Here is a 26591-nt window from a genome sequence, read left to right as displayed (position 1 = left end):
CATGGGCATGAGCGTGACCATCTCGGTGGCGACCGAGCAGGACGCGGAGCAGATCTTCAAGCTCCAGTACCTGTGCTTCCAGAGCGAGGCGGCGCTGTACGGCAACTACCGCATCGACCCGCTCGTCCAGAGCCTCGACTCGGTCCGCCAGGAGGTGGCCGCGGACTGCGTGTACGTGGCCCGGCTCGGTGACGAGGTGGTCGGCTCGGTGCGCGGACGCGTCCTTGAGGACGGCTCCGCCTCCATCGGCAGGCTCTGCGTCCACCCCCGCCTCCAGGGCCACGGCATCGGCGCCCGCCTGCTGCGGGCCGCGGAGTCGGCCCTCGCCGAGGAGCGCGGCGCGACGAGGTTCCGCCTGTTCACCGGCCACCGCAGCGAGGGCAACCTGCGCCTGTACCGCCGGGTGGGCTACGAGACCGTGGGCACCTCCGAGGGCGCGGACGGCGTTCCGATGATCGTGCTGGAGAAGCCGGCCGGGACGTTCGCCGCTACGGCGTGACGGCGCGGTCGCGGCGCAGCCAGTACAGCGCGGACAGCGGCAGCAGCACCGGGATGAAGACGTACCCCATGCCGTAGTCCGACCAGACCGTCGCGTCCGGGAACGCCGACGGCTCGACCAGGGTCCAGGTGCCCACGATCAGCACACCCGCGAGTTCGGCGGCGCAGCACACCTGCGCCGCCCGGCGGGCCCGCTCACCGCCGCGCACCAGGGAGTACGTGATGAACCCGTACACCACGCCGGCCACCGCCGACAGGGAGTAGGCGAGCGGCGCCCGGTCGAACTCGGTGGCGATCTGGTACGCCGAGCGCGACACCGCGCCGACGACCATCACGCCGTAGAACCAGACCAGCAGCATGCCGGGGCCGCTGATGAGCCGCTTCGGCTTGTCGTCCACGGTGGTCACGTCAGCCTCCCCAGATGTCGTACAGCCGCACCTCGAGAACGGCGAGGACGACGGCGCCCGCGGCCACCGTCACCGATCCCCACCGGGTGCGCTCCGCCAGCGACATGAAGCCCGCCGCCGGAACACAGGCGAAGGCGCCGATCAGGTACGCCACGAAGATCGTCGTGCCCTGCTCCGCCTTCTCGCCCCGCGCCAGCTGCACGACACCGATCACCAGCTGCGCCACGGCCAGCAGCGACACCACGGCCATGCCGATGAAATGCCAGTCCTTGGTCGGCTGGTCACGGTACGCGGCCCAGCCGCACCAGGCGGCGAGCAACAGCGCGGCGACGCCTGTCACGAGCGTCAGGGCATCAAGCATGCAGCGACCTTATTACGGCCGAAAACCCCTGCTGCCGCCACCCCCGCGCCCCACCCCCGCGCCCGGGCCCGTCTCCCCACCGTCCGCGGACGCGGCGTCGGCCCGACCACCGTGGCGTCGACCACCGTGAACCACCGCGGCGTCGATCACCGTGGCGTCGACCACAATCCGCCAGGCGCACGAACGCGGCGCCGGCCGGGTGGCGCGGGACCTTCCGGCCCTGTCCGCGCAGGTCAACGGGGGTGCCGGGGATGCCTCGGGTCGCGGCCGACCGGTGTCCACGTGTGTCCATGATGCGGACACCGGTGCCGTGTCAGGACCGTACGCATGTTTTACTGATCGCATGACCACGACGAGCTGCCGCATTTCTGCGACCGAGGCGACCATGACGCCCGGTGCTCGTTGTATGTGTCGAATGTGCGCCTGCTAGAAGAAGGCTGGAAGGCCCCGCAGCGCCCCGGCCGCGTCGGACGACCGACGCGGGACCGAGCTTCGACGCGCACATGCCGTTCTCCCCGGTTCTCTCGCCACCGCGAGAACCGTGTCGCGTCCTGAACGAATGCAACGAATGCACCCGTGCCCGGGCACACCCACGCCCGCGCACTCGACAGTGACGGAAAACCCCAGTGATCACCACATCGGGCCTGACCAAGGTCTACCGGTCCCACGGCTCACACGGCCGTGAGGTCACCGCCCTCGACGGCGTCGACCTGCATGTGCGCGAGGGCGAGGTGTACGGCGTCATCGGCCAGTCCGGCGCCGGCAAGTCCTCGCTCATCCGCTGTGTCAATCTGCTGGAGCGGCCCACCGCCGGGACGGTGACCGTGGCCGGGCAGGACCTCACCGCCCTCGCCGGGCGCGGCCCGCGCGCCGGCCGGGAGCTGCGGCGGGCGCGCAGCCGGATCGGCATGGTCTTCCAGCACTTCAACCTGCTCTCCTCGCGGACCGTCCAGGACAACGTCGAGCTGCCGCTGGAGATCCTCGGCCGGCCGGCCCGGGACCGCTCCCGCAAGGCGCTGGAACTGCTGGACCTGGTCGGCCTCGCCGACAAGGCGAAGTCCTACCCCGCCCAGCTCTCCGGCGGCCAGAAGCAGCGCGTCGGCATCGCCCGCGCCCTGGCCGGCGACCCCAAGGTGCTGCTCTCCGACGAGGCGACCAGCGCCCTCGACCCGGAGACCACCCGCTCGATCCTCCAGCTGCTGCGCGACCTCAACCGGCAGCTGGGCCTGACCGTCCTGCTCATCACGCACGAGATGGACGTGGTCAAGAGCATCTGCGACTCGGCCGCGCTCATGGAGCGGGGGCGCGTCGTCGAGTCCGGGACGGTGAGCGAACTGCTCGCGACGCCCGGCTCCCAACTGGCCTCCGCGCTCTTCCCGGTGGGCGGCGAGGCGTCCGGGGCCGACCGCACGGTCGTCGACGTCACCTTCCAGGGCGAGGCCGCGACCCAGCCGGTCGTCTCCCGGCTCGCGCGCACCTACAACATCGACATATCGATCCTCGGTGCCGCCATCGACACCGTCGGCGGCCTGCAGGTCGGCCGCATGCGCATCGAACTGCCCGGCCGCTACGAGGACAACGTCGTGCCGATCGGCTTCCTGCGCGAACAGGGCCTGCACGTCGACGTGCCGGGCGAACAGACCACGCTGGTGAAGGAAGGTGCCCGGTGACCTGGACCGAGATGCAGCCGCTGCTGTCGCAGGCGTGTTGGGACACCCTCTACATGGTGGGCTGGTCCACACTCATCGCCGTCGTCGGCGGACTCCCGCTCGGCGTCCTGCTCGTCCTCACGGACAAGGGCGGACTGCTGCAGAACGTCGTCGCCAACAAGGTCATCGGCCAGGTCGTGAACGTCGCCCGCTCGATGCCGTTCATCATCCTGATGGTCGCGCTGATGGGCTTCACCCGGACCGTCACCGGCACCACCATCGGCCGTGAGGCCGCCATCGTGCCGCTGGCCGTCGGCGCCATCCCCTTCTTCGCCCGCCTCGTCGAGACGGCCGTCCGCGAGGTGGACGGCGGGCTCGTGGAGGCCGTGCAGGCGATGGGCGGCAACACCTGGACCGTCGTGCGCAAGGTGCTGGTACCCGAGTCCCTGCCGTCCCTCGTCTCCTCCACCACCACCACGATCGTCGCCCTCATCGGCTACTCCGCGATGGCCGGCACGGTCGGCGCCGGCGGGCTCGGCGACATCGCCATCCGGTACGGCTACCAGCGCTTCGAGACCGGGCTCATGTGGATCACCGTCGCGATCCTCGCCGTCGTCATCTCGCTCATCCAGTTCGCCGGCGACCACGCGGCCCGTTCGCTGCACCGCCGGGGCGGCCGGTCGGGCCCCGCGCCGAAGCTCCGGCTGCTGAAGTCCCGGACCGCGGCGGGCGAGACCGCCTGAGAACCCCGGGCTTCCCGACCACCCTCAAGAGCCACCGAGAACCCCCGTCCACCCCGACGGGACAGCTCCACCCAAAAGGAAAGGCACTTTTCGTGCGCAACACCGCCAAGATCACCACCGCCGTCCTCGCCGCCGGAGCCCTCACCTTCGGGATCACCGCCTGCGGCTCGGACAAGGACTCGGCCTCCGACGGCAGCGGACCGCTGGTCGTCGCCGCGAGCCCCACCCCGCACGCCGAGATCCTCGACTACGTCAAGGACCACCTGGCGAAGAAGGCGGGCCTCGACCTGGAGGTCAAGGAGTTCACCGACTACGTCACGCCGAACACGGCGACCGAGGACGGCGACGTCGACGCCAACTACTTCCAGAACCAGCCCTACCTGGACGACTTCAACAAGAAGAACGGCACCCACATCGTGCCCGTCGTCACCGTGCACCTGGAGCCGCTGGGCCTGTACTCCCACAAGGTCAAGAGCGCCGACGCCCTCAAGAGCGGCGCGACCGTCGCCGTCCCCAACGACACGGTCAACGAGGCGCGGGCCCTGAAGCTGCTCGCTGCCAAGGGGCTCATCACGCTCAAGGACGGCGTGGGCAACGAGGCGACCCCCTCCGACATCACCGAGAACCCGAAGAACCTCAAGTTCAAGGAGCTGGAGGCGGCCCAGACCCCGCGCTCCCTGGACGACGTCGACGCGGCGGTCGTCAACGGCAACTACGCCATCGAGGCCGGCCTCAAGCCGTCCGCGGACGCCCTCGTGCTGGAGTCCGCGAAGGACAACCCCTACGGCAACTTCCTCGCCGTCAAGAAGGGTCACGAGGACGACCCGCGCGTGCGGAAGCTCGCGAAGCTCCTCACCTCCCCCCAGGTCAAGAAGTTCATCGAGGACAAGTACGACGGCTCGGTCATCGCTTCCTTCTGAGCCGACTCGCGGCCAACTCGCCCGCACCGACGGGGTTCACTCCATCGCCCGGAGTGAACCCCACGGTGCGGTTCAGTGCTTTCATGCTGCATGCTGGGCAGTTCGACAGGCCCTGACGCATCTCGAATCCATTCCGACGTCTACGGAGCGGCGCATGACTAGCACCTTCCCCAACATCTCCATCAGCACGGAGCGGTTGGTGCTGCGTCCCCTCGACGAGGACGACGTGCCCGCACTCGCCGAGATGATGAACGACGAGCAGGTCGGCGCCTGGACCGACGTCCCCCAGCCCTTCACCCAGGACGGCGCCCGCCACTGGATCACCGAGTGGGCGCCCGCCGAACGCGCCGGGGGGCGCGGTCTGGACCTCGCCGTCACCGAGTTCCTCACCCAGCGCCTCGTCGGCATCGTCCAGCTGACGAAGACCGACTGGCACATCCGGTCCACCGAACTGTCGTACATCATCGCCCCCTGGGCACGCGGCGAGGGCTACGCCTCCGAGGCCGCGCTCGCCACCGCCCAATGGCTCTTCGGCGACCAGAAGTTCGAGCGCATCGAGCTGCGCACCGCCGCCGACAACGCCGCCTCCCAGCAGGTCGCCCAGAAGATCGGCTGCATCAGCGAGGGTGTCCTGCGCAACGCGTGCATAGTCCACGTCCGCACCGAGGACGGCACCTGGACCGACATGCGCACCGACTTCATCGTGTGGAGCCTGCTGCCCGAGGACCTCGACGGCGCCGGCGAACAACTGTCCGACACCGGCGGTTTCACCGCGTACCCCGACTGGAACTGAAGTCAGGGGGCGGCCATGCCGCTGCCACCCCGCGCGATCCACCGGATACCCTCACGGAGCCCGCCCGGGCTGCCCGATCCCGAGAAACCCCTGGAGACTGACGACGATGGCCGACCGCGTCACGGTGATCGGCTGGGACGGCTCGCCGCTGACCGCGGCGGCGCGCGCGGCCCTGGGCGCCGCCACTCTGGTGGCCGGTGCCGCGCACCACCTGGCGCTCCCCGAGGTGCCGCCCACCGCCGAGCGCATCCGCCTCGGCAGCGTCGCCCTCGCCGCCCGCCGCATCGCCGCCCACCGCGGCACGGCGGTCGTGCTCGCCGACGGCGACCCCGGCTTCTTCGGCGTCGTACGCACCCTGCGCGCGCCCGAGTTCGGCCTGGAGGTCGAAGTCGTCCCGGCCGTCTCCTCGGTGGCCGCCGCTTTCGCCCGGGCCGGCATGCCGTGGGACGACGCACAAGTGGTGGTCGCACACCGCCGCACCCTGCGCCGCGCGGTGAACGTGTGCCGAGCTCACCCCAAGGTCGCCGTCCTCACCTCGCCGGGCGCCGGCCCCGCCGAACTCGGACTCCTCCTTGACGGCGTCCACCGCACCTTCGTCACCTGCGAGGAACTCGGCACCGAACGCGAGCGAGTCTCCGTCGTCACCTCCGACAAGGCGGCCGACCACACCTGGCGCGACCCGAACGTCGTCATCGTCATCGGCGGCCCCGTCCAGCCCGGCGCGTCCGCGGAGGGCGGCTGGATCGCCGGACGCGACCCCGGCGCCGGCCCGCGCGGCTGGACGCAGCCCGGCGAGACCTACGGCCCGCTCGGCGAGGGCGAGACGGACCTGCTGCGCGCGGCCCAGCTCGCCCGCCTCGGCCCGCGCGTCGGCGACCTGGTGTGGGACATCGGCTGCGGCAGCGGCGCCTTCGCCGCCGAGGCCGCGCGGGCCGGCGCCGCCGTCATCGCCGTCGACCGGGACGTGGCGGCGTGCGGCCGCACCGAGATCGCCGCCCGCCGCTTCGGCGTCCAGCCGCAGATCGTGCACGGCACCGCCCCGCACGTCCTGGAGAGGCTTCCCGAGCCGGACGTCGTGCGTGTCGGCGGCGGGGGAGCGGCCGTGGTCTCCGCGGTCGCCGACCGCCGTCCGCAGCGCATCGTCACGCACGCGGCGACCCGCGACGCCGCCGAACTCGTCGGCCGCGACCTGACCGAGCACGGATACCAGGTCGAGTGCGCCCTCCTGCAGTCCGTGGAACTCGACACCCGGGCCTGGACGGAGACGGAGCGCAGTGTGGCGTTCCTGCTCAGCGGCGTGCTCCCCGATCGCGCCCCGTGACTCCGCTCTCGTCCCAGTGATCCTGTTTTCCGCCATCCCGGTGATCCGGTAGTCGCACCACGCGCGGTAGGCTGGCCGACCGTTGTACCGCACCGTGCGGCCCGGCATTTCGTTCGTCAATGTCCGGAAAACGCGCCCCGTTTGGGGCGGGTGTGGTACGGCAGAACCGGAGGACGCGCAACGTGGCGCAGTCCACAGCGGGCTGTCGCGGATCACGCTGTCGCGACGGGGGAACGGCCGCGACAATGCCAATCAATGGCTTTGTCGTCTTTGTGGACAGGCTGTTCGTGCCGCTGGGCACGCACGCTCGTTCTTCACTGCGGGACGGTCGGTGCGCCGTCCCCGGTGAGCTGGTCGTAGAAGCACTAACCGATGGGCGAGGGGTACGCATGACCGACACCGGCCAGGTCCCGGGCGAGGGACTGCCGGAGAACGCAGGCATGGTGGAGCAGCCGGGCGTACCCGCGCACGGCTCGTACACCTACCTCTCCGAGACCACCGCCCAGGACGAAGACCTGTTGCTGCTGCCGGGCGCCCAGGGCGCGTGGGGCAACGAGGTCGCCCCGCCCGCGCCGGAACCGGTCGTCGAGGCCGTGCACGAGCCCGGCCCGCACGAGACGGACGGCCGGGACACCGGCTCGGTCGACCTCGGCGGAGTCCGCCTGCCCGACCCGGCGCCGTCGGTGCCGGTCGCGCCGCGCCGCCCGCTGCACCTCGGCCCGCCCATCCCCGACGCCTCCGCCAGCCCGGTCCGCTCCCTGGCCGACCGCGGCCCCGCCGGCGCGCCGGTGCGGCAGCCCGCCCCGTCGGTGCCCTCCGCCCCCGAGTACCTCGACGCCCACCAGCCGGCCCCGCAGGGCGCGACGCCCTGGGGTGCTCCGCCGCAGACCGCGGTGCAGGTGCCGGTGGCCGTGGGGGCGGCGACCGCCGAAACGGCCGGCCCGGCGAACGGATACTTCCCCGCGCCGGCGGGCGAGGCCCCGGTGCCGGCCCAGGCGCAGGCGCAGGACAGCACGTACGGCGCACCGGCTCCGGTGAGCGTGCCCCCCGTCGCCGCGGAGGGCGGCCTCCCGGCCGGGGCTCCCGACGCGGGCGCCCCGGACGCTGCCGCGCCCGCGCCCGCCACGGACGGCGCGGTGCCCGCGGACGGAGGCGTCGTCGCGGAGGGTGCTGTCCCGGCGCAGGCTGCCGTCCCCGCGGAAGGTGCCGTTCCGGCGTTCGAGGGCGCGCCCGTCGTCGAACCGTCCGACCCCGTGAACGCGCCCGTCGCCGACGCCGCCCCCGCGGCGGAGCCGACGCCCGAGGCGATCGCCGCGGAGCCGGTCGTTCAGGAAGCGGTTGCTCCGGAAGAGGCTCCCGAGGCGGTCGCTCCGGAGGTCGTTGCCGTGGAGGCAGGTGCCCCGGAGGCGGTCGCCGCCGAGGCGCCCGTCGTGGACGCGACCCCCGAGGCCGTTCAGGCCGCCGAGCCCGTGGCCCCCATGGCTCCGGTGGCCCCCGTGGCCGCGGGCGCTGACGCCGTCCACCCCGCCCCGGTGCAGCCCGCCCCCGCCGCACCCGCCGTGGACGCTCCCGTCGAGCAGCCGGTCCACGAACAGGCAGTCCAAGAACAGGCAGTCCAGGAGCAGGCAGTCCAGGAGCAGGCAGTCCAGGAGCAGGCAGTCCAAGAACAGGCAGTCCAGGAGCAGGCGATCCAAGAGCAGGCCGAGCAGATGATCCCCGGCGCCCAGCCGGTCGTGGCGGCCGCCGTCGCGCAGCCCGCCGCCGAGCCGACCGCGGCCGTCCCGGAGGTGGACCCGGCAGCCGCGGCCCCCGCGCCGGAGGTGCCGCAGCCCCCGTACGAGGCACTGCCCGCCGACGCCGTCCCCTCCGCGCAGCCGGTGGACCCGGCCGCGAGCCCGCAGCAGCCCCTCGCCGAGAGCGTCGCCGAGGACGCCGCGATCCCGGCCGGGCCGCAGCCCGCGCCGCCGGCCGACACCCCGGCCGCCCCGGCGCCGCAGCCGACGGTCGTCGCACCCGCCGGCCCGCAGATCCAGTCCGCCGACGTGCCCGCCGACCCGGCCACGGTCCCCGTCGCCGAGCCCGTGCAGGGCGAGGCCGCCGCCTTCCCGCAGGCCGTCCAGGACCAGCCCGTCCAGGATCAACTCCTCCAGAACCAGCCCGTACCGGATCAGGTGCTGGGGCAGTTCGTTCCCGTCGAGGGCTCGGTGCCCACCGCACCGAACCTCGCGCCGGCCCCGCCGCAGGCCGTCACCCTCCCCACGGAGGAAGCACAGGCCGCGGAGTCCGTCGCGCCCGTCCCCGCCCCGCCGGAGCCCGGTCCCGAAGCCGTGCAGAACGGGGAGGGCCTGGAGACCCGGGCCGCCGACCAGGAAGAGGACGGTACGGCCACGACGCCCGCCCGCCAGTCCACCGGCCCGGCCGCGCCCCCCTACGACGACGCCGAGCGCGAGGCCGTTCTGAAGGTCATGCGCGAGCGGCGCGACATCCGCAACGGCTTCCGCAGCGACCCGATCCCGCACGAGGTGCTGCTGCGTGTCCTGGAGGCCGCGCACACCGCCCCGTCCGTCGGGCACTCCCAGCCGTGGGACTTCGTCGTCATCCGCTCGTCGGAGACCCGCCGCAGCATGCACGAACTGGCCATGCGCCAGCGGGAGGCGTACGCCAAGTCGCTGCCGAAGGGCCGGGCGAAGCAGTTCAAGGAACTGAAGATCGAGGCCATCCTCGACACCCCGGTCAACATCGTCGTCACCGCCGACCCCACCCGCGGCGGCCGCCACACCCTCGGCCGGCACACCCAGCCGCAGATGGCGCCGTACTCCGCCGCGCTCGCCGTGGAGAACCTGTGGCTCGCCGCCCGCGCCGAGGGCCTCGGCGTCGGCTGGGTCAGCTTCTTCGACGAGCGCGAGATGGTCCGCGCCCTCGGCCTGCCCGAGCACCTCGAGGTCATCGCCTACCTGTGCGTCGGTTACGTCGACGAGTTCCCGGACGAGCCCGAGCTGATGCAGGCGGGCTGGTCCAAGCGCCGCCCGCTGTCCTGGGTGGTGCACGAGGAGACGTACGGCCGCCGCGCCCTGCCCGGCGAGGAGCCGCACGACCTGCTCGCCGAGACCGTCGCCCAGATCCGCCCGCTGGACGCCAAGGCGCTCGGCGAGGCGTGGGAGCGGCAGAAGCGCATGACCAAGCCGGCCGGCGCGCTCGGCATGCTGGAGATCATCTCCGCGCAGCTGTCCGGCCTGTCCCGCCAGTGCCCGCCGCCGATCCCGGAGCCCGCGGCCGTCGCGATCTTCGCCGGCGACCACGGCGTGCACGCCCAGGGCGTCACCCCCTGGCCGCAGGAGGTCACCGCCCAGATGGTGGCCAACTTCCTCGGCGGCGGCGCGGTCTGCAACGCCTTCGCCGGCCAGGTGGGCGCCGAGGTGTGCGTCGTCGACGTGGGCGTCGCCACCGACCTGCCCGCCACGCCGGGCCTGCTGCCGCGCAAGGTCCGCGCCGGCACCTCCGACATGACCACCGGCCCGGCGATGACCCGCGAAGAGGCCAAGCGGGCCATCGAGGTCGGCATCGAGACGGCCCGCGACCTGGTGGCGGCCGGCAACAAGGGTCTGCTGACCGGCGAGATGGGCATCGCGAACACCACCGCGTCGGCGGCCCTCATCTCGGTCTTCACCGGCGCCGACCCGGCCGAGGTGACCGGCCGCGGCACCGGCATCAACGACGAGACCCTGGCCCGCAAGACCGAGGTCGTCCGCCGCGCCCTCGAACTGCACCAGCCGGACCCGGCCGACCCCATCGGCGTCCTCGCCGCGATCGGCGGCTTCGAGCACGCCGCCATGGTCGGCCTGCTGCTGGGCGGCGCCTCCCTGCGCACGCCGGTGATCCTCGACGGCGTCAGCGCCGGCGCCGCCGCGCTGGTCGCCCGCGCGATCGCCCCCGAGGTCCTCGCGGCGTGCATCGCGGGCCACCGCAGCGCCGAGCCGGGCCACGTCGCGGCGCTCAACAAGCTGGGCCTGCGCCCCCTGGTCGACCTCGACCTCCGCCTCGGCGAGGGCACCGGCGCCCTGCTGGCCCTGCCGCTGGTGCAGAGCACGGCCCGGGCGATGCACGAGGTGGCCACGTTCGACTCGGCGGGCGTCACCGAGAAGTAGACCGCGACGGCCCGGGGACCGGGGTGGGGTGAGCAAGCACACCGTCACGCCGGCCCACCCCGGCCGTACGCTGATACGCACCTAGAATCCGCACGTCAGGGCAGCTCCAGAGCCGTAGCGCCCACCGCCCCGCCTGGACGAGGAGCCGCACCTCCATGGCCGAACACCCCGCCTACCCCGTAGGCCTCCGCCTCACCGGCCGCAAAGTGGTCGTGCTCGGCGGCGGCCAAGTCGCCCAGCGCCGCCTGCCGGCCCTCGTCGCGGCGGGCGCGGACGTCCTCCTGGTGTCGCCGGAGGCGACCCCCTCCGTCGAGGCGATGGCGGACGCCGGAGAGATCACCTGGGAGCGGCGGCCGTACGCCGAAGGCGACCTCGCGGACGCCTGGTACGCCCTGATCGCCACCAGCGACCCGGCCGCCAACGCCGCCGCGTCCGCCGAGGCCGAGCGGCACCGCGTGTGGTGCGTGCGCTCCGACGACGCCGACCGGGCCACCGCCTGGACCCCGGCCACCGGCCACAGCGAGGGCGTCACGATCGCCGTCCTCACCACCGAGGCGCGCGACCGCGACCCTCGCCGCACCGCCGCCATCCGCGACGCGGTCGTGGAGGGCCTGCGCGACGGCACCCTCGTCGCCCCGCACCACCGCACCCGCACGCCCGGCGTCGCCCTCGTCGGCGGCGGCCCCGGCCACCCGGACCTGATCACGGTCCGCGGCCGCCGGCTGCTCGCCGAGGCCGACGTCGTCATCGCCGACCGTCTCGGCCCGCGCGACCTCCTCGCCGAACTCCCGCCGCACGTCGAGGTGATCGACGCGGCGAAGATCCCCTACGGCCGCTACATGGCCCAGGAGGCCATCAACAACGCGATCATCGAGCACGCCAAGCAGGGCAAGGCCGTCGTCCGGCTCAAGGGCGGCGACCCCTTCGTCTTCGGCCGCGGCATGGAGGAGGCCCAGGCGCTGGTCGAGGCGGGCATCCCGTACACGGTGGTCCCCGGCATCTCCAGCTCCATCTCGGTGCCGGGCGCGGCCGGCATCCCCGTCACCCACCGCGGCGTCGCCCACGAGTTCACGGTGGTCAGCGGCCATGTCGCCCCCGACGACGAGCGCTCCCTGGTCGACTGGGCGTCGCTCGCCAAGCTGACCGGCACCCTCGTGATCCTCATGGGCGTCGACAAGATCGGCAAGATCGCGGAGACGCTGGTGGCGCACGGCAAGTCGCCCGACACCCCGGTAGCACTGGTCCAGGAGGGCACCACCGCCGCGCAGCGCCGCGTCGACGCGACCCTCGCCACGGTCGCCGAGACCGTACGCGCCGAGGACGTGCGGCCGCCCGCGGTCATCGTCGTGGGCGAGGTCGTGAACGTGGGCCCCGAAGCGTCCGCTTGATCACGAGTAACCCCGGGTAACACGACCCGCTCCCAGCCGTTGGCACCGCTCCCAGGACAAGGCAGTATCACCCCTGTGGCCGATCTCATCACCGTTGAGGACCCCGCCGACCCGCGCCTGCGCGACTACACAGGCCTGACCGACGTCGAGTTGCGCCGCAAGCGCGAACCCGCCGAGGGCCTGTTCATCGCCGAGGGCGAGAAGGTCATCAGACGGGCCAAGGAAGCGGGCTACGAGATGCGCTCGATGCTGCTCTCCGCGAAGTGGATCGACGTCATGCGCGACGTCATCGACGAACTTCCCGCACCCGTCTACGCCGTCAGCCCCGAACTCGCCGAGCGGGTCACCGGCTACCACGTCCACCGCGGGGCGCTCGCGTCGATGCAGCGCAAGCCGCTGCCGACGGCTGCCGGCCTGCTGCGGACCGCGCGCCGGGTCGTCGTCATGGAGTCGGTCAACGACCACACCAACATCGGCGCGATCTTCCGCTCCGCCGCCGCCCTCGGCATGGACGCCGTCCTGCTCTCCCCGGACTGCGCCGACCCCCTCTACCGGCGCAGCGTCAAGGTCTCCATGGGCGCGGTCTTCTCGGTGCCGTACGCCCGCCTGGACACCTGGCCCAAGGGCCTGGAGTCGGTCCGCGAGGCCGGCTTCACGCTCCTCGCCCTCACCCCGGACGAGAAGGCCAGGACCCTCGACGAGGCCGCCCCGCACACGATGGACCGGGTCGCGCTGATGCTCGGCGCCGAGGGCGACGGCCTGTCCACCCAGGCGCTGGTGGCCGCCGACGAGTGGGTCCGCATCCCCATGTCGCACGGGGTGGACTCGCTCAACGTCGGCGCCGCGGCCGCGGTCGCCTTCTACGCGGTGGCCACGGGCCGTCCGGGGGCGTGACCCCGGCGGAACCGGCCGGGACCGCGACCGGCTAGCTCGACGGGGCGCGGCCCGGTTCCGGCTGCTGCTGTTGCTGGTGCTGCGATACGACGCTGCCGCCGCCGATGCCGCCGCCGTCGCCGCCCAGTCCCCGCGACGGCCCCTCGCAGCCCTGCGCCGCGGCGATGCCGAGCGCCACCAGCAGCGTCACCACGACGAACACGACCAGCCGCTGCCGCAGCAGCCGCGGGTTCGCCGGCCGCCGTCCCGTTCCCGTGTTCCTGGGCGCCGGGCGGCCGGTGCCGCTGCGCGGACCCGGCCGGCCTCCGCCGGCGGAGCCCGGGCCGCGGCGCTGGGCGGGCGCCGGCCGGCCACCGGTCCGCGGCGACGTCGTGGAACCGCCGCGCGAGCCGCCGCCGCCCCGTGACGGCACCCCGCCGCGGGCCGGCGCGGCACCCCGGGAACCTGATGCGGCGCCACGCGGGGGAGGGGTCCCCTGCGGCTGCCGCAGGGTGCGCTGCTGCTCCGGATAGGTGTCGGCGAGCCGTCCGGTGGGCCGGTCCGCCCCACCGGTGCGCTGCGCGGGCGGGCGCACGTCGGTGAGCACCTGCGCCTCGCGGGCGGCGATCTCCTTCAGCCGCAGCGACAGCTGCAGCGTGCTGGGCCGCTCCTCCGGGTCCTTCGCCAGGCACGCGCGCACCAGCGGGGCCAGGGCGTCCGGGACGCTGTGCAACTGCGGCTCCTCGTGCACCACGCGGTACAGCATCACCTCGGAACTGCCGTGCCCGAAGGGCGAGTCCGACGTCGACGCGTACGCCAGCGTGGCACCGAGCGAGAACACGTCGGTGGCGGGCGTCACCGCGGCGCCGCGCACCTGCTCCGGCGCGAGGAAGCCGGGCGAGCCGACGGCCGTGCCGACGTGCGTGAGGGTGGAGGCGCCCGTCGCCCAGGCGATGCCGAAGTCGATGATCCGCGGCCCCTTCGGGGACAGCAGGATGTTGGACGGCTTGAGGTCCCGGTGCACGACACCGGCCTCGTGGACGGCGACCAGGCCCTCCGACAGAGCCGCCCCGATCGAGGCGACCTCCGCCGCGCCCAGCGGCCCCTCGTCGGCGACCTTGTCGTGCAGGCTCGGGCCCGGCACGTACTGCGTCGCGAACCAGGGCCGGTCCGCCTCCAGATCCGCGGCCACGAGCCGTGCCGTACAGCCGCCGCGGATGCGCCGGGCCGCCGAGACCTCGCGGGCGAAGCGCGAGCGGAACTCCTGGTCCTCCGCCAGGTCAGGCCGGATGACCTTCAGTGCTACCCGCTGGCCCTTCTTGTCGGACCCCAGGTACACCACGCCCATGCCGCCCGCGCCGAGCCGTCTGTGAAGCCTGAACGAGCCGACGACGCGCGGGTCCTCGCGCCTCAGGCGCATCATCGCCATGTTCATCCCCGCTGCCCGGTCCGTCTGACGTGCCACAGCTTACGTTTCCACGGCCGCCGGCGGGCATAGGCCGCGCCCTCCGGCGGGGACGGATTGTCAGTGCCTGGTGGGAGACTTGAAGAGTGGTCAGGGACGCCGCAGACAGCGGGCATTCGCCCTGCCACCACGTCCAACCGCCTGAGAAGGATGGGGGATTGGGTCCATGAAGGGTGATCGCGTGGAGATCGTCGTGGATGCCGGGGACACGACGCGGACGTACGAGGTGGTCGCGAGCAGGGCCGGTCGCCGGGTGGAGACGGCGGTACGGCGGGGGGTGGTCGAAGTGAGCGAAGTCACCCGCAACGGATCGGTGGTGCGAACAGCGCGGTTCATGGCGAACCGGGTGCTGGCGCTGGTCGAGCAGCCGGTACCGCGGGAGGACAGCTCGGAAAAGGCGGGGCACACCGGGCGCCCCCTCCGGGAAGACCCCGAGTCGTAGGTCCACGTCTCCACCCAGGGGAGTACTCGGCAGGTCACGGCTCATCCTCGGGGAGGCCCGGCAATCGGTACGAGGGCATGACGTGCGGTGCGGGCCGGACGCCTAGATTTGAGGTCAAGCGGCGGGTGCAGCACTCGTCCCCCGAGGTCAGACACCCGCCGCTCCACGACAACCGAGAACGGTCAGGAGAGGGACCATGGCCCACACGGCACCGCGGACACTGCTCCGCACGCAGGGACGCTTCCAGCGCCCCCGCCGTACGGGCCGCCGCCACCCACTGGTGGCGACGCTCATGGCCCTTCCTCTGGCGGCGCTGCTGCTCCTGGTCTTCGACGGCTGGGAGACAGTGGCCACACAAGCGTCGTCCGTGGGCGTGATGCTGGGGCGCTGAGCGGCGACCCCAGGCCCGGAAGAGCGGTCCGGGCGGGGACATCCACCCATGAAACCCCGTGGGGACGGGGGTGCGGCGGACGGCACAGATGCCGGCGCAGCTGGGGAGCTGCGCCGGCATTGCTCTTTCTGTGCGGCGGGTGACGGGAGCGCCCGCCGCGGCCAGTGCGAGGCTGTCGGTCACGCCGCGCACACGGGTGCGCGGGGACCCGAGACGCGCGGCTGCCGCGTGCGTACGCTCGGCGCAGACCAGCACGTCATCAGGAGAACCGTGACCGACCTTGCCGCGCTCGCCGAGCTCGCCGAGCGAGCCGCCCACGCGGGTGCGCCGGCCCGCTGCACCGCGGACACCGTGACGCTGGCCGACCGTGAGGACGCGACCGTCGTCCGTCATGGCGGCGTCGTCGCCAAGGCCCATGCCGTGGACGCCGGAGACGGTCTGGCGGTCCGTCTCGGCGTGGCCGCGCGGCTCACCGGAGTGCTGCTGCCGCCGCTCGGGCCGGATCCCGTGGAACTGCACGGGCGGCCCGTCACCTGCTGGCCGTACGGGCGTCCCGTGGACCCGGACGATCCCGACGCCGCCCCCTGGGAGGCCGCCGCCACGCTCCTCGCCCGGCTGCACCGGGTGTCCGCGCGGGGCCTGCCCGTCATGCGCGGGCCCGCCAAGGCCGCGCGGGCCGTCGGGCGGCTGACCGGCGTCTCCCACTCCGCCGTGGCGCCCGTGCTGCGGGCCTGGGAGCGCCTGCCCGCCTGGGCGCGCGCCGAGGCGCCCATGCCGGACACCGGCGCCCTCTGCCACGGCGACCTCCACCTCGGCCAGCTCGTCCGGCACCAGGGGGAGTGGCTGCTGATCGACGTCGACGATCTGGGCGCGGGCGTCCCGGCGTGGGACCTGGCGCGGCCCGCGGCCTGGTACGCCTGCGGCTTGCTGCCCGGAGAGGAATGGGGCCGCTTCCTGGCCGCCTACCGCCTGGCCGGCGGTCCCGCCGTGCCGGCCGACGGCGATCCCTGGGGCGCCCTGGACGTGCCGGCCCGTGCCCTGACGGTGCAGACCGCCGCCCGCGCCATCGCCAAGGCCGTGGCGGAGGACCGCCCCCTGGACGAGGTGGAGGTGTGCACGGTCGACGCCTGCGCCAGGATGAGCGGCCTCCCGGCGGAGCCCGTTCCCGGAAACCCGACGTAAGGTGCAACCGACCGGAGCCGGACGGAGTCTGTCCTGGCGATACGCGAACCACGGGCGAGGAGATGAGCCGACGATGCAGTGTCCGAAGTGCCATGCGCCGATGCACACGTACAACCGCAACGGCGTCCAGATCGAGCAGTGCAGCGGCTGCCGCGGGATCTTTCTCGACTACGGCGAGCTGGAGGCCCTGACCCGCCTGGAGTCCCAGTGGTCCCAGCCGGCGCCGCCGCCCCCGGCCGCCCCGCAGGCGTACCCGGCCGCCCCGGCCTGGGGCGCCCCGCACGGCGGCGGACACGGCGGCGGGCACGGGCACTACGGCGGCCACCACCGCCACAAGAGCTTCGGCCGCATGCTGTTCTCCAGCTGACCACATCTGAACAGCTGACCGCAGCTGTCAGCAGTCGACCACGAAGAAGCCCCCGGCCGCTGGGCCGGGGGCTTCGGTGCGTGGACGATACTGGGATTGAACCAGTGACCTCTTCCGTGTCAGGGAAGCGCTCTCCCGCTGAGCTAATCGTCCTTCATGATCCGAAGATCACTGCGTGCGCGATACTGGGATTGAACCAGTGACCTCTTCCGTGTCAGGGAAGCGCTCTCCCGCTGAGCTAATCGCGCGGGGGATCCGAAGATCCAGTGGACGATACTGGGATTGAACCAGTGACCTCTTCCGTGTCAGGGAAGCGCTCTCCCGCTGAGCTAATCGTCCTTGGAGGTGGAGACGGGATTTGAACCCGTGTAGACGGCTTTGCAGGCCGTTGCCTCGCCTCTCGGCCACTCCACCAGGAGTGGAGGGGGTCGGGAGATCCCCTCGTTCCTTCGAGCGGACGACGAGGCTCGAACTCGCGACCTCAACCTTGGCAAGGTTGCGCTCTACCAACTGAGCTACGTCCGCCTGTCGTTTCGGTACGCTCTCGCGTCCCGGCGACGTGTTGAACTCTAGCGGATTCCCCGGCCAGCACAAAAACGCGTTTGTGCAGCGTGCTGCGCTGCACCTGGTCAGGGCCCGTGAACGGACCCGCGCCCTACACTCGACGGGTGCTCGACCTGCCTCCTCTCGCCCGGTTCGGCGACCGCGTCGCCAGCGGGCTCCGCGACGTCACCGACGACCCCGCGGCCCTGGACTCCAGCGGCTTCTGGGCCGTCTGCGCCGACTTCGAGGGCCGTCTGACCTGCGCCCGCTTCCGCGACGTACGACGCGAACCGGTGCCCGCCCCGGTGCCGGGCGCGTGGCGGGGTCCCGCGGCCGGCGACTGGTCGTCGTCGCTGGACCGCGCCGCGTACACCGCGGGCGTGCGGCGGATCCGGGAGCACATCGCGGCCGGCGAGGTCTACCAGGCGAACCTGTGCCGGGTGCTGTCCGCGCCGGTCGCCGCCGACGCGGACGTGGACGCCCTGAGTTCGCTGCTGGCGCGCGGCAATCCGGCGCCGTACGCAGGAACGATCCGGCTGCCGGGGCACGGGGTCGAGATCGCCACCGCCTCGCCCGAGCTGTTCCTGCGCCGGGACGGCCGGGTCGTCGAGTCCGGACCGATCAAGGGGACCGGGCGCACCGAGGCGGACCTCCTGGAGAAGGACCACGCCGAGAACGTGATGATCGTGGACCTGGTGCGCAACGACATCGGCCGGGTCTGCGCCACGGGCAGCGTGACGGTGCCCGACCTGTGCGCGGTCGAGAAGCATCCGGGCCTCGTGCACCTGGTGTCCACGGTGCGGGGCGAGCTGCGCGCGGACGCCGGCTGGCCCGAACTCCTCGGCGCCGCCTTCCCGCCCGGCTCGGTCACCGGCGCGCCCAAGTCGAGCGCCCTGCGCATCATCGACGCCCTGGAGACCGCGCCCCGCGGGCCGTACTGCGGCGGCGTCGGCTGGGTCGACGCGGACCGGGGCGTCGGCGAGCTGGCCGTGGGGATCCGCACCTTCTGGGCCGACCGCCGCGAGGGCGTCCTGCGGTTCGGCACCGGCGCGGGCATCACCTGGGGCTCCGACCCCGAGGCGGAGTGGCGGGAGACCGAACTGAAGGCGGCCAGGCTGCTCGCGATAGCGTCGGGGGGCACGACGTGAGGGAAGAGGGACTGACGTGAAGATCTGGCTCGACGGCGGGCTGCGGGACACCGACTCCGCCCGTGTCTCCGTCTTCGACCACGGGCTGACCGTGGGCGACGGCGTCTTCGAGACGGTGAAGGCCGCGGACGGCCGCCCGTTCGCGCTCACCCGGCACCTGGACCGGCTGACCCGGTCGGCGCGGGGCCTTGGGCTGCCCGACCCGGACCTCGACGAGGTCCGCCGGGCCTGCGCCGCCGTCCTCGAGGCCAACCCGATGCCGCTCGGCCGGCTGCGCATCACCTACACCGGCGGTCACGGCCCGCTGGGCTCGGACCGGGGGGAGCAGGGGCCGACCCTCGTGGTCGCCCTCGGCGAGACCGGCCGGCGTCCCGACTCCACCGCCGTCGTCACCGTCCCGTGGACGCGCAACGAGCGCTCCGCGCTGACCGGGCTGAAGACCACCTCGTACGCCGAGAACGTCGTCGCCCTCGCCCGCGCCCACCGGGAGCACGCCTCCGAGGCGCTGTTCGCCAACACCGTCGGGCAGCTGTGCGAGGGCACCGGCTCCAACGTCTTCGTCGTCCTCGACGGCGAGATCCACACCCCGCCGCTCGCCTCCGGCTGCCTCGCGGGCGTCACCCGCGCGCTGACCGTCGAGTGGACCGGCGCGAAGGAGACCGACCTGCCGATGGACGTCCTGCGACGGGCGGACGAGGTCTTCCTCACCTCCACCCTGCGCGACGTCCAGGCCGTGCACCGCGTCGACGACCGTGAACTCGCGGGCGCGCCGGGCCCGGTGACCGCCAAGGCGATGCGGATCTTCGACGAGCGGTCCGGTGACGACCTGGATCCGTGACCTTCCGCCGAAAATCGGCTGACGGGGGCCCGTGCGCCGGGTAGAACTCCCCTGATGACCACGACCCTGCGGCCGACCGAGCCGCTTCAACTTGCGGCCGACGGAGCGCGTTCACGGCACTACCAGGTGTGCGTGAACAGCCGCCCCGTCGGAACCCTGCACCTCGGCACCACCGCCGCCTTCGGCGACGCGGTGGCGCGGATACTGGACCTGCGCATCGAGGAACCGGACCGCCGCCGCGGCCGCGGCACGGTGGCCGCGCTCGCCGCCGAGGAGGTGGCGCGGGGATGGGGCAGCCGGCAGATCGAGGTGGCCGTCCCCGCCGAGGCCGAGGCCGCCCTGCGGCTGGTCAGGGCCCTCGGCTACGTCCCACGCAGCCGGGGCATGGAGAAGCGGCTCGGCCGCACCCCGCCCGCACTGCCCGCCGGCAGCGTGGCCCGGCCCATGACCGAGGCCGAGTTCGAGGAATGGTTCGTCCACCAGTCGGAGGACTACGCGCGCGTCTGGATGGAGCGGGGCGTGCCCGAGCGGGAGGCGTACGCCAAGTCACGGCACGACCACGAGACCCTGCTGCCGCGGGGGATGGCCACCGACGGGACGCTCATCAGCGTGCTCGAGCACGAGGGGACGCGGGTGGGCACGCTGTGGGTCGCCCTCCAGGAGGAGAACGCCTTCGTCTACGACGTCGAGGTCGAGGAGGCCCACCGCGGGCACGGACACGGCCGTACGCTCATGCTCCTCGCGGAGGCGCAGGCGATCGCCGCGGGCAAGGGGGTCCTGGGACTGAACGTCTTCGCCGACAACACCCCGGCCGAGCGCCTCTACGAGTCGCTCGGCTACGAGACGACGCGGTACTCCCTCTACAAGAACCTGCTCTGACCTCAGCCTTGCGCGGCCAGCAGCCGGTCCGCGATCTCCTCGATCCGCTCGCGCAGCCCTTCCTGGCTCTTGCCGCCGTCCAGGCGCTCCCCGCCGATGACGTACGTCGGAGTGCCGGTCACGCCGATCGCCTTGCCCTCGGCCTGATCGGCGTCGACGATCAGGATGTGCCGGCCGTCAATCAGCGCGGTGTCGAACTCCTCGGCGTCGAGACCGAGTTCGCGGGCCACCTCGACCAGGAAGGGTTCTCCCGCACGGGTCAGCTCGTCCACCCGGCCGAGCACCGCCTCGACGTAGGGCCAGCCCTGCCCCTGTACCAGGGCCTCCTCCGCGGCCTGCGCGGCGGCGAAGGCGTGCTTGTGCTTCTCCAGCGGGAAGTGGCGCAGCCGCAGTTCCAGCCGGTCGCCGTAGCGGGCCCGCAGGGCGCGCAGGTCCTCCAGGGCGGTGCGGCAGTCGGGGCACTGGAGTTCGCACCAGACGTCGAGGACAACGGGCGCGGCGGGAGATGCGGGGGAGGTGTCGCTCATGGCCGACAGTCTCCCAGGCCGGACACCGGCGACCCAATCGGGCCCTTGCGGGACTCGACCGGGCCCTTGCGCGACCGGACCGGGCTTTTGCGCGACCGGCCGGGCCCTACGCGACCCGGCCGGGCCCTACGCGACCCGACCGGGCCCTTACGGGGCGGCGGGCGGCAGGGGCCGCGTCCGGCACCCGCGCGGAAGCCGACCCGGAGATCTCCCTGATGTCCCCGTCGGAGCATGGCCCGGCGGGGTTCGGACGGTGCAGGATGGAAGGGACGAAGCGCCCTGCCCGACCGAGCCCTGCCTGGAGGACCGGATGATTGCCGAGACCGTCTGTTCCGCCGTCTCCGCGGCCGGTTTGGGCATCGCCGCGGTGACGGCGTACCGCAAGCGCTTCCTCGCGGCCGCCCGCATCGCCGCCTACGCGCTCGTGCCCGTCGCTCTGGTGATGACCGGCCTCGTGAACTGGCTGGCGGACACCGCGTTCAGCCCCACCGCCTGGGCGGGCTTCGGGCTGCTCGGCGCCTCCTGGCTGCTGTTCGCCTCCACCCGCGCCGTGGAGCGGCGCCGGGGCGGCACCCGCAAGGAGCGCAGGGAGGCCAGGGCCGCGCAGCGACGCGAGACGGCCGCCCCGGAGGCGTCCGCACCGGCCCTGGGGCCGTCGGCGCGCCCGGCTGCCAGGCCGGCGAGCGCGCCCCGCACGGATTCCGCGGACGACTTCAGCGACATCGAGGCCATCCTCAAGAAGCACGGCATATGACCCGGCCATGACGACCGAAACGACACAGTGGATCAGCGCCCTGTCCTGAAGTGATCACGCTCGTACCGGACATCACGGAATTCGGCGAACTGCCGGTCTTTTCGGGCGTGTTGATCGCGTCGGGGGTCTCATCTGCGCCATCATCGGCCGCGAGATGCTGGACACGAAACAGAGCGATGCCGCGCCTCCGTCTCAGGACGAGCCCCGCGGATGCCTCTTCGCCCTTTCCCAGCCACCGCTGATGATCTTCCTTGCGGTGATCGGGTGTCTGCTGCTCATGGCCTCGTTGCACGACCTGCTGTTGCTGTGAGCCGTACCCGTGGCCCCCGGCGCCACCCGCCGGGGACCACGTCGACGCCGTTGTCCGGCTCCGCCGTCAGCCCGCGGCCTCCTTGCGCCGGGCGCGGTAGGCGGCCACGTGCAGGCGGTTGCCGCAGGTGCGGCTGTCGCAGTACCGGCGCGACCGGTTGCGGGAGAGGTCGACGAAGGCGCGCCGGCAGTCGGGTGCCTCGCAGCGCCGCAGCCGTTCCTGCTCCCCGGCCACCACGAAGAACGCCAGCGCCATCCCGCAGTCGGCCGCCAGGTGATCGGCGACCGAGGCGCCGGGGGCGAAGTAGTGCACGTGCCAGTCGTAGCCGTCGTGGTCCGTCAGTCGGGGGGTGGTGCCCGCCGCGGCGACCAGCTCGTTGATCAGCCCGGCGGCCGTCCGTGCGTCGGGGGCCCCGAAGACCGCCGTGAACCGCCCGCGGACCTTCCGCACCGCCGAGAGGTCCAACTCCGAGAGCACTCCGACATCGCTGATCTCGTGGTTTCGTACGAAATCCTCGAGGGCCGCGACATCGGGCAGCGCGTCCGGGGCCGCGTCCTCCTCCGGCGCGGTGTTCACCAGATCCACCACGGTGTCCAGCGCGCACCGGGTGTCGTGGGTGATCAGCACGTTTCGCTCCCTGCCCTGGGGGTCGGTCGGGTGTGGGACCCGCCTGATGCTGGCCGATGGTAGTGGCTCGGGAGCGTGCCGTACCGGTTGGTGCCGTCGCGGCGCGCGCGCCGGCGCCGTCCCGCGACGAAATCGCGGCGACGGCGTCGGTGCGGCATACCGTATGTCGCTGTCCTGGCCCGTTCCGTCACCCCGAGTCGACGGCGCCGGGCGGCTTCGTGAGGGTCGTCTAGCTTTCCGCCAGGATGTGGGAGAGCTCCTGGTCGAGGTCGAAGTGGCGGTGTTCGGTGCCGGGGGGAACGGCGGCGTCCGTCCGCTTCAGGAAGGACTCCAGCGCCCGTGCCGGGGCCTCCAGCAGGGCCTCGCCCTCCGGAGAGCTCAGGGCGATGCACACGACGCCCTGACCGTGACTGCGCGACGGCCAGACACGTACGTCGCCGGTGCCCGTGGGCCGGTGAAGGCCTTCCGCGAGGAGGTCGCGGGCGAACACCCACTCGACGGTCTCCTCGGCTCCGGTGTGGAAAGTGGCGTGCACGGCGTAGGGGTCGGCCGTGTCGTACCGCAGGCCTGCGGGGACAGGCAGGGAGGACTCGCTCGACACAACGAGGCGCAGGTGCAGCTCGCAGCTGACCGTGGTGTTCATAAGCGCCAGGGCCTTTCGCTCAGTGTGCGCTCGGGGATTCGCACGTCGGCGAAATCGACATGCCACCTACGGTGCCGTTGTAAACCCCTCTGAGGGTTTTGCGTTGCTTTACGTAACTCTTCCGGCCGAGAACCCCTTGCCACGGTACGGCCATTACGGTGACACGTTTCTGTCGGGTAGAGTTTGGTCGTATGAATACGGGGAGTGACGGGTCCGGCGAGATCGCCGTGGCGGCGGACGGGATGAACGCGGGCAGTGCGGAGGCCGAGCAGGGACTCGGCTCGCGGGCCCCCGAATTCGTCAAGGCGCGCCGTGTGCTGCATCTGAGCTGGCAGGTCGGCGTTTTCCTGATCGGGCTCGCGGTCGTGGGCGCGGGCATCGTGATGCTGCCGCTGCCCGGACCGGGCTGGGTGGTGATCTTCGCCGGCATGGCCATCTGGGCGACCGAGTTCGTCTGGGCCCAGCTGGTGCTGCGCTGGACCAAACGCAAGGTCACCGAAGCGGCCCAGCGGGCGCTCGACCCCAGGGTGCGGCGCCGCAATCTCACACTGACCGCGATCGGCCTGGTGATCGTGGCGGTGCTGGGCGGGATCTACCTGTGGAAGTTCGGCGTCGTGATGCCCTGGAAGATCAAGGACCAGTGATCCGCGGCGGGGACGCCCGCCGCGCCCGCCCTGGAAGACCGCGGTCACCGTCTGTCACGGACGGTGACCGGTGTCACCGTCCGCCGGGCGGACCGTCGCCCCGGTCGCGGCGTTCGCTGTTGTCACCGCTGGTCACAGGGACCCCCTGACATGGGGTAATGTTCTTCCTGCGTCCGGGCGATTAGCTCAGTGGGAGAGCGCTTCGTTCACACCGAAGAGGTCACTGGTTCGAACCCAGTATCGCCCACCCGGAACGGCGGCCCACCTGCGTCAGCGCAGGTGGGCCGCCGTCGTGTCCGGCCCGCGCGCGGAGGGGCGGCCGCAGGCGCCCCGGCCCGGCTGGTGGCGCGCTGTGGGACGCCGCAACGGCGGCGACCGGCGGCGACCGTGGCTGGTCGAGAGCCCCGCCGACCCCTGCCGCTCGACGTGGCGTCCTCGCGGCTTGCGCCTCGCGCCGCGCGTCTCAGAACGTCGGCGGACGCGATCCACTCCACCACTGACGCGCGGCCGGTCGGTGCCGGCGCCGTCCGGGTCACCAAGTCCGCGAGGTGGCCTCCAGGCGCGCCTGGAGAGCGCCTCGGAGGCGGCAAGGCTGGAAACCGCCGTCTGCCGCGCCGCCGTGACTGGTCGCGCAGTTCCCCGCGCCTTCGGGGCGCTGCCGGACCGCGATTCGGAAGGCGCGAGGGGTGTCTCGGGATGCCTGGAGGGCCGCCGCATTGCCGGCCCTCACCGCTCTGAGGAAAGTGCCGCTGACGGGCCCGGCAGGGCGCGTCGCACCGGCCCACGGCCCGTCCTGCGCCGCGCGCCGGAAGCGCCGGCTCGTCGTCGCCGATGGCCGGGCGCGCGTCGTCGGGCGCGCTGGGCGCCACGCGCCGTCGTTCCGCGTCGGCCGGGCGTCGCGCCCCGGTGTCCGCCCGGAGGCAGCCGTCGCCGACGGCCGGGCGGGGTGAGCCCCCGTCCCGCCGTCCGTCCGTGTGCCGGGTGTGCCCGGTGTGCCCGGTGTGCCGCATGGCGGGAGGCGGGAGGCGGGAGGCGCGCCGCCTCGGAGGCGGGGCTCGGCGCGGCCGGTCCGGCGTCCGGCGGACGCGCATCCGTCCATCCCGCTCCGAGCGCCCGGGGCCCCGGCGCGCCCCCGCTCCGACGGGCGAGGGCCGACCCCGTCCAGCCCTCGCCCCGCCGCGGCGGATTCCGGCCGGGATCCACTCGAGTCCGGGCGGCGTCGCTCCGTTCGGTCCGTCGATCGCGTGGCCCTCACCTGCGACGTCTCCCGGTCCGCCGTACAGTCCGCCGCCCTCGCGCCGCGCAGCGGACCCGCGGGCGGAGAAGAAAATCCTGTCCGAATCATTGACGCACCACCAGCCCCTCCGTAACTTGTGCCAGCAAGCGCTTACTTGAAACGATTCATGCACGCGGCAAGAAGAAGTCGGGAGGCCCACTGTGGGAACCAGCGGGAATGTTGAGAGGCGAACGATCCTGAAGGCGGCCGGCGCCGGTGCGGCCGCTCTCGGCCTCGCCGCGACGACGGGCTGCGGCGGCGACAGCGGGACGTCGGCCGACGGGACGGTGACGATCCGTTACTCGTGGTGGGGCGCCGACGAGCGGGCCAAGAAGATCAATCAGAGCATCGACCTCTTCGAGAAGAAGTATCCGAAGATCAAGGTCAAGACGGACTTCCAGGACTACGTCTCTTTCTGGGAGAAGTTCCAGACGCAGGCCTCCGGCGGAAATCCCCCGGACGTTTTCCAAAACGCCGTCACTTTCCTCCGCAAGTACGACAAGAGAGGCGTTCTGCTCGACCTCAAGTCGCAGATCGACGCGGGAAATCTGAGCCTCGACAACTTCCGCGCGGGCGTCACGAAGGTCGGCGAGGTCGACGGCAAGCAGCTCGGCATCCCCGTCGGCTCCAACACCATGGCCCTGGTCATCGACAAGAAGGTCTTCCAGAAGGCGGGCGTCGAGCCGGAGACGGGCTGGACCTGGGACGACTATTTCAAGGCCCTCAAGACGATCTACGACAAGACCAAGGTGCCGGGCGACACCGGCTACTTCAGCATCATGTACCTGTACGACCTGTACCTGCGCCAGAACGGGAAGGCGTTCTACACCAAGGACGGACTGGGCTTCGACAAGGCCGACCTGACGGAGTGGTGGCAGGACGGCTACAACCGCGTGAAGGCCGGCCTGGTCACCGACCCCAAGATCGTCGCGCAGGACCGTCCCAAGTCCTCGCTCTCCGCCGGACACGGGGCGTCGGAGTTCACCTGGGACAACTTCACCGTCCGCTACTCGGCGGAGGGCGACAGCGAGTACGGCCTCGCGCCCATCCCCACCATGGACGGCAAGCACACCGGGCAGTACCTGGCGTCCCTCATGCTCAGCGCCTCCGCGCGGACCTCGCACCCCAAGGAGGTCGCGCAGTTCATCGACTTCATGGTCCACGACCCGGAGGTCGGCAAGATCATGGGGTACGACCGGGGCATCCTCGCCAGCACCGACCAGTACGACGCCTTCAAGCCGGCCGACGCGGTCAGCAAGGAGATCGCGCAGTACGAGACCGACACCGCCAAGGCCGGCGTCCTCGGCACGATCACCCCGCACCCGTCCGGCGCCGACACGATCGAGGCCGCCTTCCTGCGCATCGGCGGCGACCTGGGCCTGGGCAAGGTCAAGGTCGCGGACGCGGTGAAGCAGTTCTTCGACGAGTCGCAGGCCGCCTTCCAGGCCTGACCGGAC

At 72.6% G+C, this 26591-nt stretch carries 26 protein-coding genes and 6 tRNA genes; 21 read left to right on the top strand and 11 right to left on the bottom strand.

The window, feature by feature from the left end; all coding sequences use genetic code 11:
* The first annotated feature begins 1 nt into the window (after window position 1).
* Entirely contained in the window at window positions 2-499 is a 498-nt protein-coding gene (locus tag ACZ5GT_RS12415; RefSeq protein WP_469019978.1) for a GNAT family N-acetyltransferase, read from the top strand.
* Here ACZ5GT_RS12415 and ACZ5GT_RS12410 read toward each other — a convergent pair.
* Together ACZ5GT_RS12410 and ACZ5GT_RS12405 are read right to left on the bottom strand one after the other, a co-directional pair.
* The gene (locus ACZ5GT_RS12410; protein WP_469019972.1) at window positions 489-905 is read right to left on the bottom strand and encodes a hypothetical protein; all 417 of its coding nucleotides are present in this window, start codon (window positions 903-905) and stop codon (window positions 489-491) included. The two genes, ACZ5GT_RS12415 and ACZ5GT_RS12410, sit on opposite strands and share 11 nt — an antisense overlap.
* Window position 906: 1 nt before the next feature.
* A complete protein-coding gene (locus ACZ5GT_RS12405) occupies window positions 907-1266 on the bottom strand; it encodes a hypothetical protein (RefSeq protein ID WP_469019967.1) in 360 nt (119 codons plus the stop codon).
* Window positions 1267-1892: 626 nt separating this feature from the next.
* On the opposite strand from ACZ5GT_RS12405, the gene ACZ5GT_RS12400 reads away from it, so the two are divergent.
* The 8 genes from ACZ5GT_RS12400 to ACZ5GT_RS12365 all read left to right on the top strand — a co-directional run bounded on the left by ACZ5GT_RS12400 (window position 1893) and on the right by ACZ5GT_RS12365 (window position 13119).
* Window positions 1893-2936, top strand: a complete 1044-nt coding sequence (locus ACZ5GT_RS12400) for a methionine ABC transporter ATP-binding protein (protein WP_469019964.1) — start codon at window positions 1893-1895, stop codon at window positions 2934-2936.
* The gene (locus tag ACZ5GT_RS12395) at window positions 2933-3658 is read left to right on the top strand and encodes a methionine ABC transporter permease (RefSeq protein WP_469019961.1); all 726 of its coding nucleotides are present in this window, start codon (window positions 2933-2935) and stop codon (window positions 3656-3658) included. The genes ACZ5GT_RS12400 and ACZ5GT_RS12395 overlap by 4 nt, the downstream gene beginning before the upstream one ends.
* 92 nt (window positions 3659-3750) lie before the next feature.
* A complete protein-coding gene (locus ACZ5GT_RS12390) occupies window positions 3751-4578 on the top strand; it encodes a MetQ/NlpA family ABC transporter substrate-binding protein (RefSeq protein ID WP_469019955.1) in 828 nt (275 codons plus the stop codon).
* Between the two features lie 154 nt (window positions 4579-4732).
* A complete protein-coding gene (locus ACZ5GT_RS12385; RefSeq protein WP_469019951.1) occupies window positions 4733-5371 on the top strand; it encodes a GNAT family N-acetyltransferase in 639 nt (212 codons plus the stop codon).
* Window positions 5372-5477: 106 nt separating this feature from the next.
* Window positions 5478-6692: a precorrin-6y C5,15-methyltransferase (decarboxylating) subunit CbiE gene (cbiE, locus tag ACZ5GT_RS12380; protein WP_469019948.1), complete on the top strand. Its 1215-nt coding sequence runs from the start codon at window positions 5478-5480 to the stop codon at window positions 6690-6692.
* A 389-nt stretch (window positions 6693-7081) separates the two neighbouring features.
* Window positions 7082-10837, top strand: coding sequence for a nicotinate-nucleotide--dimethylbenzimidazole phosphoribosyltransferase (cobT, locus tag ACZ5GT_RS12375; RefSeq protein WP_469019942.1), 3756 nt, complete (start codon window positions 7082-7084; stop codon window positions 10835-10837).
* Between the two features lie 155 nt (window positions 10838-10992).
* Window positions 10993-12225: a uroporphyrinogen-III C-methyltransferase gene (gene cobA, locus ACZ5GT_RS12370; protein ID WP_469019935.1), complete on the top strand. Its 1233-nt coding sequence runs from the start codon at window positions 10993-10995 to the stop codon at window positions 12223-12225.
* 75 nt (window positions 12226-12300) lie between these two features.
* Window positions 12301-13119, top strand: a complete 819-nt coding sequence (locus ACZ5GT_RS12365) for a TrmH family RNA methyltransferase (RefSeq protein WP_469019930.1) — start codon at window positions 12301-12303, stop codon at window positions 13117-13119.
* A gap of 31 nt (window positions 13120-13150) precedes the next feature.
* Here ACZ5GT_RS12365 and ACZ5GT_RS12360 read toward each other — a convergent pair whose 3' ends face one another.
* Window positions 13151-14533, bottom strand: coding sequence for a serine/threonine-protein kinase (locus tag ACZ5GT_RS12360; protein ID WP_469020309.1), 1383 nt, complete (start codon window positions 14531-14533; stop codon window positions 13151-13153).
* A gap of 196 nt (window positions 14534-14729) precedes the next feature.
* Here ACZ5GT_RS12360 and ACZ5GT_RS12355 point away from each other — a divergent pair, with 196 nt between their 5' ends.
* The 4 genes from ACZ5GT_RS12355 (at window position 14730) to ACZ5GT_RS12340 (ending at window position 16945) form a co-directional block, all read left to right on the top strand.
* Complete coding sequence (locus tag ACZ5GT_RS12355; protein ID WP_469019928.1) at window positions 14730-15005, top strand: hypothetical protein; 276 nt, start codon at window positions 14730-14732, stop codon at window positions 15003-15005.
* A gap of 196 nt (window positions 15006-15201) precedes the next feature.
* The gene (locus ACZ5GT_RS12350; RefSeq protein WP_469019926.1) at window positions 15202-15396 is read left to right on the top strand and encodes a hypothetical protein; all 195 of its coding nucleotides are present in this window, start codon (window positions 15202-15204) and stop codon (window positions 15394-15396) included.
* A 270-nt stretch (window positions 15397-15666) separates the two neighbouring features.
* Complete coding sequence (locus ACZ5GT_RS12345; RefSeq protein ID WP_469019920.1) at window positions 15667-16578, top strand: phosphotransferase family protein; 912 nt, start codon at window positions 15667-15669, stop codon at window positions 16576-16578.
* 73 nt (window positions 16579-16651) lie between these two features.
* A complete protein-coding gene (locus ACZ5GT_RS12340; protein WP_469019915.1) occupies window positions 16652-16945 on the top strand; it encodes a TFIIB-type zinc ribbon-containing protein in 294 nt (97 codons plus the stop codon).
* A gap of 81 nt (window positions 16946-17026) precedes the next feature.
* Here ACZ5GT_RS12340 and ACZ5GT_RS12335 read toward each other — a convergent pair.
* The 5 genes from ACZ5GT_RS12335 to ACZ5GT_RS12315 form a co-directional block, all read right to left on the bottom strand.
* Window positions 17027-17098, bottom strand: a tRNA-Val gene (locus ACZ5GT_RS12335).
* A 23-nt stretch (window positions 17099-17121) separates the two neighbouring features.
* Window positions 17122-17193, bottom strand: a tRNA-Val gene (locus tag ACZ5GT_RS12330).
* 19 nt (window positions 17194-17212) lie between these two features.
* A tRNA-Val gene (locus tag ACZ5GT_RS12325) sits at window positions 17213-17284 on the bottom strand.
* A 1-nt stretch (window position 17285) separates the two neighbouring features.
* Window positions 17286-17359 (bottom strand) — tRNA-Cys (locus tag ACZ5GT_RS12320).
* A gap of 38 nt (window positions 17360-17397) precedes the next feature.
* Window positions 17398-17470: transfer RNA gene (locus ACZ5GT_RS12315), tRNA-Gly, on the bottom strand.
* 143 nt (window positions 17471-17613) lie between these two features.
* Here ACZ5GT_RS12315 and ACZ5GT_RS12310 point away from each other — a divergent pair.
* Genes ACZ5GT_RS12310 through ACZ5GT_RS12300 form a run of 3 tightly spaced genes read left to right on the top strand, consistent with a single transcriptional unit; the run spans window position 17614 to window position 20353 of the window.
* Window positions 17614-18636, top strand: a complete 1023-nt coding sequence (locus ACZ5GT_RS12310; protein WP_469019912.1) for a chorismate-binding protein — start codon at window positions 17614-17616, stop codon at window positions 18634-18636.
* Between the two features lie 16 nt (window positions 18637-18652).
* Window positions 18653-19474 carry an aminotransferase class IV gene (locus ACZ5GT_RS12305; protein ID WP_469019909.1) on the top strand — a complete coding sequence of 274 codons (822 nt, stop codon included), beginning with the start codon at window positions 18653-18655 and terminating at the stop codon, window positions 19472-19474.
* A 54-nt stretch (window positions 19475-19528) separates the two neighbouring features.
* On the top strand, window positions 19529-20353 hold the full coding sequence (locus ACZ5GT_RS12300; RefSeq protein WP_469019904.1) for a GNAT family N-acetyltransferase: 825 nt from the start codon (window positions 19529-19531) through the stop codon (window positions 20351-20353).
* A 2-nt stretch (window positions 20354-20355) separates the two neighbouring features.
* Here ACZ5GT_RS12300 and ACZ5GT_RS12295 read toward each other — a convergent pair whose 3' ends face one another.
* Window positions 20356-20880: a DsbA family protein gene (locus tag ACZ5GT_RS12295; RefSeq protein WP_469019898.1), complete on the bottom strand. Its 525-nt coding sequence runs from the start codon at window positions 20878-20880 to the stop codon at window positions 20356-20358.
* Window positions 20881-21190: 310 nt separating this feature from the next.
* Between ACZ5GT_RS12295 and ACZ5GT_RS12290 the strand changes: the two genes are divergently transcribed.
* Together ACZ5GT_RS12290 and ACZ5GT_RS12285 are read left to right on the top strand one after the other, a co-directional pair.
* Window positions 21191-21634: a hypothetical protein gene (locus ACZ5GT_RS12290; protein WP_469019893.1), complete on the top strand. Its 444-nt coding sequence runs from the start codon at window positions 21191-21193 to the stop codon at window positions 21632-21634.
* Between the two features lie 154 nt (window positions 21635-21788).
* Window positions 21789-21944: a hypothetical protein gene (locus ACZ5GT_RS12285; RefSeq protein ID WP_360756377.1), complete on the top strand. Its 156-nt coding sequence runs from the start codon at window positions 21789-21791 to the stop codon at window positions 21942-21944.
* A gap of 66 nt (window positions 21945-22010) precedes the next feature.
* Here the strand turns inward: ACZ5GT_RS12285 and ACZ5GT_RS12280 are convergent, their stop codons facing one another.
* A complete protein-coding gene (locus tag ACZ5GT_RS12280; RefSeq protein ID WP_469019886.1) occupies window positions 22011-22571 on the bottom strand; it encodes a CGNR zinc finger domain-containing protein in 561 nt (186 codons plus the stop codon).
* Between the two features lie 229 nt (window positions 22572-22800).
* Window positions 22801-23214, bottom strand: coding sequence for an SsgA family sporulation/cell division regulator (locus ACZ5GT_RS12275; protein ID WP_004002642.1), 414 nt, complete (start codon window positions 23212-23214; stop codon window positions 22801-22803).
* Window positions 23215-23405: 191 nt separating this feature from the next.
* Between ACZ5GT_RS12275 and ACZ5GT_RS12270 the strand changes: the two genes are divergently transcribed.
* The 3 genes from ACZ5GT_RS12270 to ACZ5GT_RS12260 all read left to right on the top strand — a co-directional run bounded on the left by ACZ5GT_RS12270 (window position 23406) and on the right by ACZ5GT_RS12260 (window position 26585).
* On the top strand, window positions 23406-23858 hold the full coding sequence (locus tag ACZ5GT_RS12270; RefSeq protein ID WP_469019879.1) for a TIGR02611 family protein: 453 nt from the start codon (window positions 23406-23408) through the stop codon (window positions 23856-23858).
* A gap of 175 nt (window positions 23859-24033) precedes the next feature.
* Window positions 24034-24105: transfer RNA gene (locus tag ACZ5GT_RS12265), tRNA-Val, on the top strand.
* A 1190-nt stretch (window positions 24106-25295) separates the two neighbouring features.
* Complete coding sequence (locus tag ACZ5GT_RS12260; RefSeq protein ID WP_469019873.1) at window positions 25296-26585, top strand: ABC transporter substrate-binding protein; 1290 nt, start codon at window positions 25296-25298, stop codon at window positions 26583-26585.
* Window positions 26586-26591: the final 6 nt, after the last annotated feature.

This window comes from Streptomyces sp. NPDC031340 (assembly GCF_055569945.1).
This window is presented reverse-complemented; position numbering and strand designations above follow the sequence as displayed.